The following is a 13,294-nucleotide window of genomic DNA, read 5'->3' as shown; positions in this document are numbered from 1 at the left end:
GAAATAAGTGCATCCTGAATTTACGATGGGGCACAATGATAAAAATTAAATTTTATTACAAATATGTCGATAAAAGGAGGGGAATTTAAGAGATGGAGGAAAGAAAAGATGAAAAAAGGATTATTTTTAGTGTTTTTAGCCATTTTTATGATGGTCACAATTCATCCGTTAAATGCTCATGCAGCTGAGACAAATGGTTGGACGAAGCGAGCGGACTTACCGGAAGAACGTATCGGAGCAAGTGTAGGTGTAGTTGACGGAAAAATATATGTATTCGGTGGAGCTAGCCAGCAGTCTAAGTTCAATGATTCAACATATATGTATGATCCTAAAACTGATTCGTGGACAGAAAAATCAGCTATGCCAAGGTCAAGAACAGGTGCTGCTTATGCGACAGTAGATAAAAAAATCTATGTCATTGGCGGTCTCTATGAAACGACTAAAACAGTTCATAGAACTATGGATGTTTATGATACAGAACTTGACCAATGGACAGAAGAATCAATTAAGATGCCTGATAAATTTATATATAAATCCTATACAACAGGTGCCTTACGAGCTGTTACAGTTGGAGAAAAGATTTATATCGTATCCTCTTTATCATCCTATCAAGAAAATTTTTATTCTTATGATACGGTAAGTGGAGAGTGGGAATCTTTAGATAGTTCCCTATTAGTGAATCACCAAGGTAGAAGTATTTCAGAAATAAATGGGAAAATATATATTGCTGGTGGTGAGGCTAATGTTAGCCGAGGGAAAGATAAAGACATTTTAGAATATGATAGGTCGCTAGGGAAGTGGCAACGCTTAAAGGATGTTCAATTAAATTCTTTTGCCTATGAAGCTGCATTTGCGACATATAATCATAAACTATTTATCATTGGTGGACAGCAAATTGGAGATAGATCTAGCAAATTATTAAAACAAGTTCAAATATTTGATCCAAAAACTAGTCAAGTTAAAGATTCTTTATATGAAATCCCTGAAGGTAGAGTTGGATCTGTGGCAGTTATTGCTGATGATCAATTATATGTTATTGGTGGAAGAGACTATGCTGAATCAATTGGTAGTCATTCTGTCAAAAACAATTTTAAATCTGTTATCTCTATTCCATTAAAAGATCTGCAAAAAGTGTCAACGGATCAGGATGAAACAAAGCCAGGTGATGGAACAACAGAAGAACCGAAAGATCAGGACGGAACAAAGCCAGGTGATGATACAACAGAAGAACCGAAAGATCAGGATGGAACAAAGCCAGGTGATGGAACAACAGAAGAACCGAAAGATCAGGATGGAACAAAGCCAGGTGATGGAACAACAGAAGAACCGAAAGATCAGGATGGAACAAAGCCAGGTGATGATACAACAGAAGAGCCGAAAGACCAAGATGGAACAAAACCAGGCGAAGAAACTGCGAAAGGTATACTTTCTATTACCATGATCAATGGGTTACAAAAGGATTACCTGCTCTCAATGAAAGAAATCAACGATTTTCTTAATTGGTATAAAGAAAGAAGCTTTGGAATCGGAATGAATTTTTATGAGATCAATGATGAACACAATAAAGGACCTTTCACAAGTAAGAAGGATTACGTGGTGTACCAAAATATTTTAATGTTTGATATCAAGCAATATTGATAAAATGAAAGCTGCTGATAATAGATTAGCAGCTTTTTATATTTTGTATTATTGTTAAAATTAGGATGAACATCATAAAAAAATAAGATATTTTTTTAAAAATCTGCTAAACATCCCATAACCACGTCCGATAATAGAATTGTCAGGGTTGATAAGCCCTAGAATAAAGGACTTTTTTCAGACAAGGACGTCTGTCAGGTCCCACATACATGGAGGTAATAGGAAATGAGAATTAACCACAATATCGCAGCACTTAACACATTAAACCGTTTGTCTGCAAACAACGGTGCGAGCCAAAAGAACATGGAGAAACTTTCTTCTGGTCTTAAAATCAACCGTGCAGGAGATGACGCAGCAGGTCTTGCAATCTCTGAAAAAATGCGTGGACAAATCCGCGGATTAGAAATGGCTTCTAAAAACGCACAAGACGGTATCTCTCTTATCCAAACAGCTGAAGGTGCATTAACTGAAACTCATGCAATCCTTCAACGTATGCGTGAACTAACTGTTCAAGCAGGTAACACAGGTACTCAACAAACTGAAGATTTAACTGCTATTAAAGAGGAAATGGATGCGCTTATCGAAGAAATCGATGGAATTGGTGACCGTACTCAATTTAATGGTAAAAAGTTATTAGATGGTACTGGAGGAACATTTACTTTCCAAATCGGTGCTAACAAAGGTCAGTCTTTAGGAATCACAATTGACAGCATGAAATCCGCTGATTTAGGAACTACTGTAGCAATTAGTGCTATTGATGTAACTGATTTTGCTACTACATCTTTTGATAATCAACTTGATGGAATTGATGAAGCAATTACAGCTGTTTCTGCACAACGTTCTAAACTTGGAGCAGTCCAAAACCGTCTAGAGCACACAATCAACAACCTTGGTGCTTCTGGTGAAAACTTAACAGCTGCTGAGTCTCGTATCCGTGACGTTGATATGGCGAAAGAAATGAGTGAGTTCACTAAGAACAACATTCTTTCTCAAGCGTCTCAAGCTATGCTTGCACAAGCGAACCAACAGCCACAAAACGTACTTCAATTACTACGTTAATGAAAGGCCCCTTGATGGGGCTTTTTTTAATGCCGTTTTTTCTTCGTTTTTTCTCCTTAATTATGATTCTTAAATCCCTCTGATAAATCATGAAAAATGACCTTTAAATTTGGCATACTCTAGCGAAACAATCATAATGAATAAGACTTTTTCCTTATTTATTCCTTTTTTGTTAAACATATTCCATTAAAGTTCGATAAATGGATTGTAAGGCTTACAAAAAAATTCTAATTTAGAACTTTTGGACATGGATGTCTAATTGGTTCAAACACATGGAGGTCATTTAATATGAGAATTAACCACAATATCGCAGCACTTAACACACTGAACCGTTTGTCTGCAAATAATGGAGCAGGGCAAAAGAACATGGAGAAGCTTTCTTCTGGTCTTCGTATCAACCGTGCAGGAGATGACGCAGCAGGTCTTGCGATTTCTGAAAAAATGCGTGGACAAATCCGGGGGTTAGAAATGGCGTCTAAAAACGCACAAGATGGTATTTCCCTTATTCAAACAGCTGAAGGTGCATTAACTGAAACACATGCGATTCTTCAACGTATGCGTGAGTTGACAGTTCAAGCGGGTAACGTAGGTACACAGCAGACTGAGGATTTAACGGCGATTCAAGATGAGATTAAAGCACTTGTTGAAGAGATTGATGGTATCTCAAGCCGCACAGCATTTAACGGAAAGAACCTTTTAAATGGAGATGTTACAGACGGATTCCAATTCCAAATTGGTGCGAACAAGGAACAACATATTATTGTTGAAATTGGTAAAATGGATGCAGAAACATTAACAGTTAAAGATATTGATGTAAGTGTTGATGGCTTCAATTTCGATACTGAAATTGAAAAAATTGATGCGGCAATCGGCGCTGTATCTAAACAACGTTCATCACTTGGTGCGGTCCAAAACCGTCTAGAGCACACTATTAACAACCTTGGTGCTTCTGCTGAAAACTTAACAGCTGCTGAGTCTCGTATTCGTGACGTTGATATGGCGAAAGAAATGAGTGAGTTCACTAAGAACAACATTCTTTCTCAAGCGTCTCAAGCAATGCTTGCACAAGCGAACCAACAGCCACAAAACGTACTTCAATTATTACGTTAATTAAAAGCCCCCGTTGAGGGGCTTTTTTTATGTTGATTTTAGCAACAGATGTAATTGAAAGTCAGGAACAGCTTCGTAAAAGAAAGCTCGATTTAATTCATCATTCTTTTGATCCCACCTCTGCCACCAGTGGCTGACATCACCAGTGGAGTCAGCTTGAATCATGTCTTGCAGCTGCTCTAGGTTGATGATGTTTCTCGGTTCCATTAAGAATGAATGCATACGATGATATGCCTCAAGGTATTTAGTTTGTTTTGTTTGAACGGCATATTGTACATAATAATTGAAAAATTCTTGTACAAATGTCAGATGGGGAATGGGGGTTCCTTTTAACTCGACGCCTTCCCATGCCATATCCGCAATTGCACAAAGCCACCAGCCAAGTTCATTGGCGTGCTGCATTTGTTGTAAGGTATGTCGTTCGAAAGAAATAAGCTCATTTTCTTGTGCTTGTTTGAGCATACGCTCAAGTGTCTGTGCCTCAAGAGCTGCCTTTGTCATTCCCTGACCATGTATTGGATCTAATGTGCATAAGGCATCACCCATGACCAATAAGCCGCTTGGCCAATCTTCCATTTGTTCATAGTGGTTTCTGACACAAGCCGGAACTCTAAATCCTTTTGGTTTCGTATAGGGAATTAAATGAGTGATGGCTTCTGCTATCGAGGGATTGGTCAGCCTAGCGGTCTCTGCATCAAACTGATCAGCGTCTGTTGTTGGATAATGAGAACCGCCAGCTGCTGAGAGAAGAACCGCTACTAAATCATGATCTACTCGTTCAAACAGTCCTGTTGGAATTTTCTTCTTTGGCTGTCCAACGATGACCATTGGTTCCAGATTCGGTGCCTCAGGTGGTATTTGGTAGTATCTTGTGCTATAGCCAAGAGACACGATTAGCTCATCTGTCTGCGGCAAGGTTCGCCCTGCGCTTTTCAGCCATTTTGGCAATTTAGACATTCTTCCAGACGTATCAATGACTATGTCCGCACTCATTTTGTTGATGATTCCAGGCTTTATCCTCCGATCTTTGACCTGTAATCCACTCACTTTAGTCGTTTCTTCTTCAAAAAGAAGAGCGATCGCTTCATGTTTTTCTAAAAATTGAACACGTTCCTCACGTAACATTCTTTGCATCAGCACCCACTCTAGCATGGCACGTCGTGTGACAGCTGTTTCTTCAGTATCCGTGAGTACTAACTCGCCATCTTTTGTCAAAAATCGAGATGTCTGATGCCATGTGTTGTACCCGCCCATTTCGAGTAATTCTTTTGTATAACCAGGAAATAGACGTTCCACTATTTGTTTGCCTAGTGGCAGCATTCTATGTGGATGAAAAGCTTGAGGCGTGCCAAGACGATTCTCAGGAGAGTCTGGCAATTCGTCCTTTTCAATAATCAATACTTCAAGGTAAAAACTTGATAAAACCTTTGCAGCGAGCATTCCCGTTATTCCGCCTCCGATGACGATCGCCCGCTCATACTTCATGGGTTGTGTCACAACATGCGCCTCCAGTGAATATATAAAATGGTTACATGACCATTTCATCATATGTTGATTTTCTAAGTATAGCAAATTCTTGTTTTTTTGAATATAGAAAGGAATTGGCATACTTTTTACTCGTAAATATGAAAAAAACTTCAATCTTGATCATTATTTTTAAAAAATAATGATCAAATTTAAGAGGAATGACCGATAAATATATTAAGGGGGTAGAGAGAATGGATATACTACAGAGTATTGTAACCGCAGCACCTTATATGATGAAGATTTTAAAAGATGAAGTGACGATGGGTGTCATTGATCGAGAAAAATTCTTGTTGTATTTGCCATCAAAAGATGTGGATTTTCAAATACGGACAGGAAATCCCATTAAACCAGATGATCAGAATATGAAAAATGCGCTTAGAGGAGAAACATCAAGTACATTCGTACCTGAATCGGTGTATGGGACGCCTTTAAATGCAATGGGATTGCCGATTTTCGATGAAAATCATCAAGTCATTGGTGCAATCGCTTTAGGTTTTCCGCTTAAAAATCAAATAGAACTCGAGGCGTATATGGAGTCATTGAACGACATCATTCAAAGTATTCAAGAAAAAGTACATGTGGTGGCGGCTCATTCAGAAGAGCTCTCTGCGACAAGTGAGGAAATGACATTCCAAACACAGCAAACACTTGAAAGCTCGAAAAAAACTTCAGATATTACTAAAATGATCAAAGGTATCTCTAAACAAACGAGTTTGCTAGGATTGAATGCTTCAATTGAAGCGGCCAGGGCAGGGAAAGAGGGAGCGGGTTTTAGTGTGGTAGCGAGCGAGGTTCAAAAGCTCTCAAGCGAAACCTCACGTGCAACGGAAAATATAGAAAGCTCATTGCAAGGGATTTCCTCTAATATACATACATTACTTGAGAGTATGGGCCATATGAAAGGGTCATCTTCAGAACAAGCCCAACTTGTGACGGAGTTTAGTGAAATTGTAGACAGGTTGACGACAGTTAGCAAAGAAATGAAAGAATTTATGCAAAAGGTGATGTCAACGTAAAAAACGAAGCAAGGGATTTCCTCTAATATACATACGTTACTTGAGAGTATGGGCCATATGAAAGGGTCATCTTCAGAACAAGCTTTATTAGTGACGGAGTTTAGTGAAATTGTAGATAGGTTGACGATGGTTAGTAAAGAAATGAAAGAATTTATGCAAAAGGCGATGTTAACGTAAAAAACGAATCCAGAAAGGGTTCGTTTTTTTGTTGGCTCGTTATTTTCTGTTTTTCTGATCAAAGCGATAATCGTATGTTTCACCTTTGACCACATTTAAAAACTCATGTCCAATTTGAACGAGCTGTGCATTTTCCCATTTGATCAGAGGATCTTTATCAGGGTACTTCCAGTAGATTGTTTTCTTGTGATGGGTGAGTTTGTTTTCAATTTCTGCTCTGACCGCATTCTCTTTTAGCTTTCCTCCGCTATGTCGATACGTGTTAATGGTATAGGTTCCATCAGGTGATGATATCGAGCGGATGAATGTTCCGTGAGACACGCCTTGAAGAGAGAAGCATTTCCAGTAAATAATTCCGGCGAAGCTAAGACATAAGATGGCAAGGATGATGGTGGTTTTCTTTTTAAACATGAATTCCTCCAGGTGTAGATCGCAATATTCTAATATATGAGAGAGATTACAAAAAGATTCATATAGTTCAAAAGTTCTATTCATTTCAATTATCGGTCATTTTTTCTCAACATTCAACAGTTAGCCCGTAAAGATAAGGAAAATTTAAGGATGCATTCAGATCACACTGGTGAATCGAAAACACTTTACAAAAGAATTTGCGATCAGTAGACTTATGCTCATATAGAGAAATGGGGCAGATGGAATGAATCAAATCATAGATACGTATCAAAATTATGAAGAGCTTTCCGCTCATGAAAGAAAAGGGATCGACTATCAGATTCTTCATCAGCGGAAAGGGGATCAGCTTCTCGTCCTGTCACCTCATGCGGGCGGAATTGAATCTGGTGTGAGCGAGCTGGTCCATGAAGTAGCAACCGATTATTCTATGTATTTATTCGAGGGCCTTAAAGTGAAAGGCAATCATGTTCTTCATATTACGAGCACACGTTTTGATGAGCCGATTTGTCTTTCTCAAGTGCATACACATCATTATACGTTTGCACTCCACGGCTATGGAGAAACAGATGTCCTACAAACTTTAGTTGGCGGTACCGACAGGGAAAAAGCTGCTGAAACAGTGAAGTGTCTCACACAAAATGGCTTCCATGCCTTACTTTTATCTGAATCGGATCAATTTGCTGGAACACATCCTCAAAATATTAATAATCAATGCCTCACAGGAAAAAGTGTTCAAATTGAAATTAGCCAAGCTCAGAGAAGAGCTTTCTTTCAAGACTTTAGGCGGAGCCGTAGGCGTGATACACAAACCGAACAATTTTATCAATACACAAATGTACTGAAACAAGTGTTAAGCCTTTATGAATAAACTTCTGACGTCACGTGTGCAGACGCTTTTGTTTGATACGCAGCTTCATTTTCTGCGACCTTGCCTGCTCTCATTAAATAAGAAGTGAATTCTTTTTGAAATTGAATGCCGGCTCTTCGCTGTTCAAATAGAGCAAGCCGTTTTTCAGCAAAAGCCCGAGTGACATGAAATGTTTGAGCAATATGCAAAATGGCTTGCTGCCTAAGGTTTGGGAGCGTCATTTGCAGCAGCATAAAAGTCGGAACACAAAAGTGATACATGAATTGTTTTGCTTGAAACTCTTGCAGTTCTCGAAAGAGCTTGTGCATGTTAAAGTGGTTGCCTGTATGCTTCAGCACATGACAAAGCTCGTGGGCGAAATCCTGCCACTGTTCTTCTGACGATAAGGCTCTGTTTAAAATAATACTGTAAAGACCTTGATGTTTGATCATCATGCTGCCAGTATCCTCGTAGTGTACCCATACATGAAATTCAGCTGCGATCCTATGCATGTCTACATAGGCAGGACCGCTTATTTGCAGTTGAGTGTATAACCGTTTAATATCTTCTTCTAAATGGGTTAAAAAATAAGTCATGTCAAAACCTCCATACAAACGTATGTTCTATTTTTGCCGTAAAAGAAAAGTCCATATAGGACTAAATGGCTAATAAAGCTATCGCTTACTTTTTATATCGGCTTATTTTTAACAATTTTAACATAAAATCAAAGAAAATTGGAAGTTTTTCCTGTTTTTTTGTTCTATTTTTTACAAAGATAAAACGGCGATTGAATTCAAATTTTACCATAGTCTTATGACGAAAACAAACAAATTTGTCTTACGTTTGCCACCGATTGATGAACAAGGTCAAACATCAATTTAACAAAAAGGAGTGCAAAACATGGTACAAATTTATCAAGATTTTATTCCAGTTGGAAACGGAAATCGGCCAGGATATGCTATGATGCCGCTTTATGTAACTGTGCATAACACAGCCAATACATCTAAGGGAGCTGACGCAAAAAGTCATGCGGCATATGTCAAACGCTCAACAACAGAGGTAAGCTGGCACTTCACAGTGGATGACAAGGAAATTTTTCAGCATCTCCCTTTAAATGAAAATGGGTGGCATGCTGGGGATGGGCATGGAGATGGCAACCGAAAATCGATTGGCATTGAAATTTGTGAAAATGAGGATGGAAACTTTCAACAAGCTGTCAAACATGCCCAGTGGCTTATTCAAAAGCTTTTAAAAGAACATGGCATTCCATTAGCAAATGTGGTGACGCATCAGCATTGGTCAGGAAAAACATGTCCACGTCTGCTGCTAGCTACATGGGATGAATTTAAAAGAGGAATTGAGACTGCAGGTGATCCGGAAACGGTGATCACATATGTGGTGAAAAGCGGGGATACGCTAACGAGTATTGCTAAAGCCCATGGTGTCACAGTGAGTGATTTACAGACATGGAATCAGATTAGTGACCCGAACATGATTCGAGTTGGACAAGTTCTCAAAATTTATCATGCAGAAGAAAAGCTCAGTTATGAACTGCCGGATGGGGTGTTAAAGGTGACATCACCTCTGACAAAGGGGGAGCATGTACGTCTCGTCCAAAAAGCGCTTGCTGCTGTGTATTTTTATCCTGACAAAACAGCCGTAGATAAGGGCATTGATGGCGTTTATGGAGAAAAAACAGCCAATGCCGTCGCGCGATTTCAACTGATGAATGGTCTAACAAGTGATGGGGTATACGGTCCTAAAACAAAAGTGAAGTTGCTTCAACTATTAAATCAGTGAGTCTTTCTTTTTGGCCGCTTGAATGACGGCTTCACTTTTTTCATGTAATCGGCAGATATAAGGGGATGGCTTAAATTCAGCAAACTGAACATACCTCAATTGTTTAAGTTTCTTTTTCATATTGGCACCTCAATCGTTGCAGCAGTTGGTTTTATTGTATGCAAGTAGATGTGAAAACGGAAGTAGGACGCGGATGAAGTTCCGCGTCCTTTAGTGTAATCAAGCTTTTTTATTTTTATACTCATCTAGGAGCTGTTCATTCTTTTTAAAAATACGCTCCGTATGGGGACTTACTTTGTAATCAGCCATACTAATATGGCGCTTTTTCTTTAAAATCTTAAATGGGTTTTTCTTGCGATTGTTATTATCCCCTTGAAGTGCGTGTTCCATCTTCATCACCTTCCTCTTCGTCAGGCAAGATTAGGTCATAAATCGTTGTAAGTGAAGTCATTAATAAATAGTCGAATTCAGTGACAATATCCTCAGAGGTCAGCTTAATCACAAAGTGTGCATCCGCTACTGAAAACGGGATGAGAACCAATTTGCCGAAATCATCGTAATACACTTCCTGCCTGTCAAGCTTTGCTTGAATAAGCGCTCTCTGATCAAGTGTCCGCAGCAGGTCATTTTTTTGCTCCTGCGTATCATAAGGACAAAGAACTGCTTGAATATTCATTTTTTCTGCAAAAGAATAGATCAGTCGTTCGATTCCCTCTATATATGCTTCTATACTTCCATAATATACATGGATCGGTTCGTTTTTCAATAGGTATTGGTACGTTTTTAGTTTATTGAGGTAAGAATGAAGCAGGTCGTTATTTTGTTCTAGGAGTTGATGGGTGTCGGTTTCAAGTTCATGATTTCCGAGTTTTTTAATATAGGAGCTGAGGAAAATAAAGGCATCAGTTAATGCGAAAAAAACAGCAATAATCAGGTAGTGCATCCAATCGGTGAAGATTGAAGCAGGGTCATTTGTCCAGTACACAACAGCACCCGCTACATAAATCCAATACCACGTTTTACGAATTGCAAACATCTTTTCTTTTACTTTTTGTTCAAAGCGCCATACCGAAAATACATATACAGCAAGAGCTCCTAGCAATAACCAAACAGTCAATTGAAAAAATAATAGCATGTTCTTCTCTCCCATAGACAGATGGATACTTATTTATTTCTATGGATATGATTGGAAACCCTGCTTCATGAAAAAATGGCTTGCAGAAAAAGAGCATTTGAGCATGCAAACAAATAAAAAAAGACCTGTTAGACAGGTCTTTGATATTAGAGAATCGCATTTAACACAAAGTATATAAGTGCCCCTAGAGTTCCCGAAATCGGTAATGTGATCACCCAAGTGACAAGCATACGTTTTGCCGTACCCCAGTTGACTCCTTTTACTCTATGTGCAGAACCTACACCTAGAATAGAAGATGAGATCACGTGAGTGGTACTAACCGGTAAGTGAATAAATGTCGCACCGAAGATAATAGCTGCACCCGTTAAGTCTGCAGATACTCCGTTTACTGGACGAATCTTCATGATTTTACCGCCGACTGTTTTAATAATCTTCCAGCCGCCGATAGACGTACCTAGTCCCATTGCAAGCGCACAAGAGAATTGTACCCAGAAAGGAATGTCATCTGTTGTATGCAAATTACCTGCAATTAAAGCCATCGTAATAATTCCCATCGCTTTTTGCGCATCGTTTGTTCCGTGAGTATACGATTGCAGTGCAGCTGTTAAAATTTGAACACGTCGGAATTGTTTATTTGTTTTTGCGAGATTGTTGTTTCGGAATACAATTTTGATAATGGTATACACGATATATCCCAAAACAAAAGCCAGGATAGGTGAAAACAAAAGTGCTTGAATGATTTTAATGAATCCCGAATAGTTTAAAGCGCCAAAACCAGCAGAGGCAATAACAGCTCCTGCAATTGATCCGATCAGTGCGTGTGAAGAACTACTCGGAATCCCGTAATACCAAGTAAGCAAGTTCCAAGTTATCGCTGCAATTAAAGCAGCCAAAATGACGACAGATCCGTTTTGAAGTGTAAAAGGATCTGCGATGTCTTTTGTAATGGACTTTGCCACACCTGTAAATGTCATTGCTCCTAAGAAGTTCATAAACGCTGCCATAATAATAGCATGTCTAGGCTTTAACGCCTTTGTTGAAACAGAAGTAGCAATGGCATTTGCTGTATCGTGGAATCCGTTAATGAAATCAAAAGCAAGTGCACAAATGACAATAAGTATGGTAAGGATGAGTAATGTATCCATGTTTAACTAACCCCGTTACGCATTCTTCATAATGATTGTTTCTAGATTGTTGGCAACACTTTGACAGGAATCTGCGATTTCTTCAAGTGTTTCGTAAATTTCTTTGTATTGAATGACCTTAATTGGATCTGTTTCTTTTCCAAACAAGTTCTTTAGTGATTTGCGGTGAAGATTGTCACAATTATGCTCAATCTCTTTAATTTTGATTGCGTGCGGATGAATATCTTTCAAGCGATTATCAGCCAGTAATTCAATAGTCGTTAAAATTTCTTTCGCACATTCTCTGATGTAGTGGCTGAATTTGTCGATATGTTCGTCAGAGCTTGTAATTGAATAAATTTCTAAAGTTGCTGAAAAATGCTCAATTCCGTCTAAAACATCGTCGAGGCTATTCGTCAATTGAAGAATGTCTTCACGTTCAATCGGTGTAATAAAGGCTTTGTTCAGCTCTTTAATCATGGTATGAACATGATTATCACCTTTTGTCTCATATTCCTTCAATGTGTCAGAAAATTCTTTCAGAGTGGTTTGATTTGTTACTTTATAGCTAACAAAATACTCAGCAGTTTCATCTAAATTTTTAGCAATTTCCGTTAACAAGACGGAAAACTTGTCTTTTTTCCTTTTTAACATGTAAAAACCCTCCATTGTATAAATGAGACAATGCACACATCAAATAATTATATATTCTTTTGTCGAAAAAAAACAGGTGTAGTCGAAAATTTCTTCACTTTTTCTATTTGATCTTATTCTGACCTAAAGATGTGATCTCAACTCACCTTTTTCAGAAAGGGGAAAAGAAAGCAAAAAAGCGGACCATTTTTGGCACCGCTTAAACGTTAAGAAGCTGAATAAACAAGCTTAAACCGCTCACAAACAAGAAGCATATCTTCCTTAAATGTTAATCCGTACGGCTTCAGGGCTTCTGTGAAAAATTCTTCATGTTCTTTGTACCAATAGTCATATGAAAGATCGCCTTCACCTTCTGCTTTTGCAAATGATTCAGGAACCTCATTCATTGGCATGATATCTACTTGTGTGATCTCTATGATGGCTTTTGGTTCCTCCCTGCTGTCCAAAATGACCGCATATTGACCGGGTTTTGGAAGCGGCTCTTGTTCTTTTTCGTAAAAAAGGTATCCAGAACAAGTGGCTGTTTTTTTTCCTTGTTGTACAAGGTCAAGCAAGTGATCTGGATCTGCGCCAAATGCCCAAGCAGAAACAGAGGCGTGATCAGGAGTTTTTCCTGATTTTTCTTCCCAATAAGATTCCCAAAATAAAGTGCTTTTGTGGTTCATCCTTTTTCCCCCTTTGTTATGAGTTTATTATATCGTGAAGTTTCAAACTTGGAAATCGTATGTCTTTATTACTACGAACTGTGCATGTCATATGTTTTGAAAACATGTGTTTTGTTTGGCAGATATAGGAT

General features: G+C 38.6%; 15 protein-coding genes. 6 read left to right on the top strand and 9 right to left on the bottom strand.

Features of this window, described 5'->3' with window-relative positions; translation table 11 throughout:
* Positions 1–108: 108 nt before the first annotated feature.
* The 3 genes from KFQ09_RS03580 (at position 109) to hag (KFQ09_RS03570) (ending at position 3,807) form a co-directional block, all read left to right on the top strand.
* Positions 109–1,638: a Kelch repeat-containing protein gene (locus KFQ09_RS03580; RefSeq protein WP_129548242.1), complete on the top strand. Its 1,530-nt coding sequence runs from the start codon at positions 109–111 to the stop codon at positions 1,636–1,638.
* A gap of 225 nt (positions 1,639–1,863) precedes the next feature.
* The gene (hag, locus tag KFQ09_RS03575) at positions 1,864–2,697 is read left to right on the top strand and encodes a flagellin Hag (protein WP_039168771.1); all 834 of its coding nucleotides are present in this window, start codon (positions 1,864–1,866) and stop codon (positions 2,695–2,697) included.
* Between the two features lie 288 nt (positions 2,698–2,985).
* Positions 2,986–3,807: a flagellin Hag gene (gene hag, locus KFQ09_RS03570; RefSeq protein WP_008346306.1), complete on the top strand. Its 822-nt coding sequence runs from the start codon at positions 2,986–2,988 to the stop codon at positions 3,805–3,807.
* 27 nt (positions 3,808–3,834) lie between these two features.
* On the opposite strand, the gene KFQ09_RS03565 is transcribed toward hag (KFQ09_RS03570), so the two are convergent.
* Positions 3,835–5,304 (bottom strand): NAD(P)/FAD-dependent oxidoreductase, encoded by a 1,470-nt coding sequence (locus tag KFQ09_RS03565; RefSeq protein WP_008346304.1) that lies wholly within the window; start codon positions 5,302–5,304, stop codon positions 3,835–3,837.
* Positions 5,305–5,525: 221 nt separating this feature from the next.
* Between KFQ09_RS03565 and KFQ09_RS03560 the strand changes: the two genes are divergently transcribed.
* Positions 5,526–6,350: a methyl-accepting chemotaxis protein gene (locus KFQ09_RS03560; RefSeq protein ID WP_255836026.1), complete on the top strand. Its 825-nt coding sequence runs from the start codon at positions 5,526–5,528 to the stop codon at positions 6,348–6,350.
* A 216-nt stretch (positions 6,351–6,566) separates the two neighbouring features.
* Here the strand turns inward: KFQ09_RS03560 and KFQ09_RS03555 are convergent, their stop codons facing one another.
* Positions 6,567–6,938 (bottom strand): DUF5412 domain-containing protein, encoded by a 372-nt coding sequence (locus KFQ09_RS03555; protein ID WP_017359605.1) that lies wholly within the window; start codon positions 6,936–6,938, stop codon positions 6,567–6,569.
* A 244-nt stretch (positions 6,939–7,182) separates the two neighbouring features.
* Here KFQ09_RS03555 and KFQ09_RS03550 point away from each other — a divergent pair, with 244 nt between their 5' ends.
* On the top strand, positions 7,183–7,806 hold the full coding sequence (locus KFQ09_RS03550; RefSeq protein WP_047945590.1) for a poly-gamma-glutamate hydrolase family protein: 624 nt from the start codon (positions 7,183–7,185) through the stop codon (positions 7,804–7,806).
* On the opposite strand, the gene KFQ09_RS03545 is transcribed toward KFQ09_RS03550, so the two are convergent.
* Positions 7,797–8,381, bottom strand: a complete 585-nt coding sequence (locus KFQ09_RS03545) for an ImmA/IrrE family metallo-endopeptidase (RefSeq protein ID WP_008346294.1) — start codon at positions 8,379–8,381, stop codon at positions 7,797–7,799. The two genes, KFQ09_RS03550 and KFQ09_RS03545, sit on opposite strands and share 10 nt — an antisense overlap.
* 304 nt (positions 8,382–8,685) lie before the next feature.
* On the opposite strand from KFQ09_RS03545, the gene KFQ09_RS03540 reads away from it, so the two are divergent.
* Entirely contained in the window at positions 8,686–9,585 is a 900-nt protein-coding gene (locus KFQ09_RS03540; RefSeq protein WP_060780983.1) for an N-acetylmuramoyl-L-alanine amidase, read from the top strand.
* On the opposite strand, the gene KFQ09_RS03535 is transcribed toward KFQ09_RS03540, so the two are convergent.
* The 6 genes from KFQ09_RS03535 to KFQ09_RS03510 all read right to left on the bottom strand — a co-directional run bounded on the left by KFQ09_RS03535 (position 9,574) and on the right by KFQ09_RS03510 (position 13,163).
* Complete coding sequence (locus tag KFQ09_RS03535) at positions 9,574–9,705, bottom strand: hypothetical protein (protein WP_255201815.1); 132 nt, start codon at positions 9,703–9,705, stop codon at positions 9,574–9,576. The genes KFQ09_RS03540 and KFQ09_RS03535 overlap by 12 nt on opposite strands.
* A gap of 99 nt (positions 9,706–9,804) precedes the next feature.
* Complete coding sequence (locus KFQ09_RS03530) at positions 9,805–9,981, bottom strand: type II toxin-antitoxin system SpoIISB family antitoxin (protein WP_008346289.1); 177 nt, start codon at positions 9,979–9,981, stop codon at positions 9,805–9,807.
* Positions 9,950–10,720, bottom strand: a complete 771-nt coding sequence (locus KFQ09_RS03525) for a type II toxin-antitoxin system SpoIISA family toxin (protein ID WP_255836025.1) — start codon at positions 10,718–10,720, stop codon at positions 9,950–9,952. Before KFQ09_RS03525 ends, KFQ09_RS03530 begins: the two co-directional genes overlap by 32 nt.
* A gap of 146 nt (positions 10,721–10,866) precedes the next feature.
* Positions 10,867–11,865 (bottom strand): inorganic phosphate transporter, encoded by a 999-nt coding sequence (locus KFQ09_RS03520; protein WP_007498889.1) that lies wholly within the window; start codon positions 11,863–11,865, stop codon positions 10,867–10,869.
* Positions 11,866–11,880: 15 nt separating this feature from the next.
* Positions 11,881–12,498, bottom strand: coding sequence for a DUF47 domain-containing protein (locus KFQ09_RS03515; protein WP_017359157.1), 618 nt, complete (start codon positions 12,496–12,498; stop codon positions 11,881–11,883).
* A gap of 206 nt (positions 12,499–12,704) precedes the next feature.
* The gene (locus KFQ09_RS03510) at positions 12,705–13,163 is read right to left on the bottom strand and encodes an ASCH domain-containing protein (RefSeq protein WP_048001648.1); all 459 of its coding nucleotides are present in this window, start codon (positions 13,161–13,163) and stop codon (positions 12,705–12,707) included.
* Positions 13,164–13,294 lie beyond the last annotated feature (131 nt).

The organism is Bacillus sp. FS02 (assembly GCF_024398395.1).
Lineage (GTDB): Bacteria > Bacillota > Bacilli > Bacillales > Bacillaceae > Bacillus > Bacillus altitudinis.
This window is presented reverse-complemented; position numbering and strand designations above follow the sequence as displayed.

Coding starts and splice junctions, on each gene's coding strand:
- KFQ09_RS03580 (WP_129548242.1), top strand. CDS start 109: ATGAAAAAAGGATTATTTTTAGTGTTTTTAGCCATTTTTATGATGGTC.
- hag (WP_039168771.1), top strand. CDS start 1,864: ATGAGAATTAACCACAATATCGCAGCACTTAACACATTAAACCGTTTG.
- hag (WP_008346306.1), top strand. CDS start 2,986: ATGAGAATTAACCACAATATCGCAGCACTTAACACACTGAACCGTTTG.
- KFQ09_RS03560 (WP_255836026.1), top strand. CDS start 5,526: ATGGATATACTACAGAGTATTGTAACCGCAGCACCTTATATGATGAAG.
- KFQ09_RS03555 (WP_017359605.1), bottom strand. CDS start 6,938: ATGTTTAAAAAGAAAACCACCATCATCCTTGCCATCTTATGTCTTAGC.
- KFQ09_RS03550 (WP_047945590.1), top strand. CDS start 7,183: ATGAATCAAATCATAGATACGTATCAAAATTATGAAGAGCTTTCCGCT.
- KFQ09_RS03545 (WP_008346294.1), bottom strand. CDS start 8,381: ATGACTTATTTTTTAACCCATTTAGAAGAAGATATTAAACGGTTATAC.
- KFQ09_RS03540 (WP_060780983.1), top strand. CDS start 8,686: ATGGTACAAATTTATCAAGATTTTATTCCAGTTGGAAACGGAAATCGG.
- KFQ09_RS03535 (WP_255201815.1), bottom strand. CDS start 9,705: ATGAAAAAGAAACTTAAACAATTGAGGTATGTTCAGTTTGCTGAATTT.
- KFQ09_RS03530 (WP_008346289.1), bottom strand. CDS start 9,981: ATGAAGATGGAACACGCACTTCAAGGGGATAATAACAATCGCAAGAAA.
- KFQ09_RS03525 (WP_255836025.1), bottom strand. CDS start 10,720: ATGCTATTATTTTTTCAATTGACTGTTTGGTTATTGCTAGGAGCTCTT.
- KFQ09_RS03520 (WP_007498889.1), bottom strand. CDS start 11,865: ATGGATACATTACTCATCCTTACCATACTTATTGTCATTTGTGCACTT.
- KFQ09_RS03515 (WP_017359157.1), bottom strand. CDS start 12,498: ATGTTAAAAAGGAAAAAAGACAAGTTTTCCGTCTTGTTAACGGAAATT.
- KFQ09_RS03510 (WP_048001648.1), bottom strand. CDS start 13,163: ATGAACCACAAAAGCACTTTATTTTGGGAATCTTATTGGGAAGAAAAA.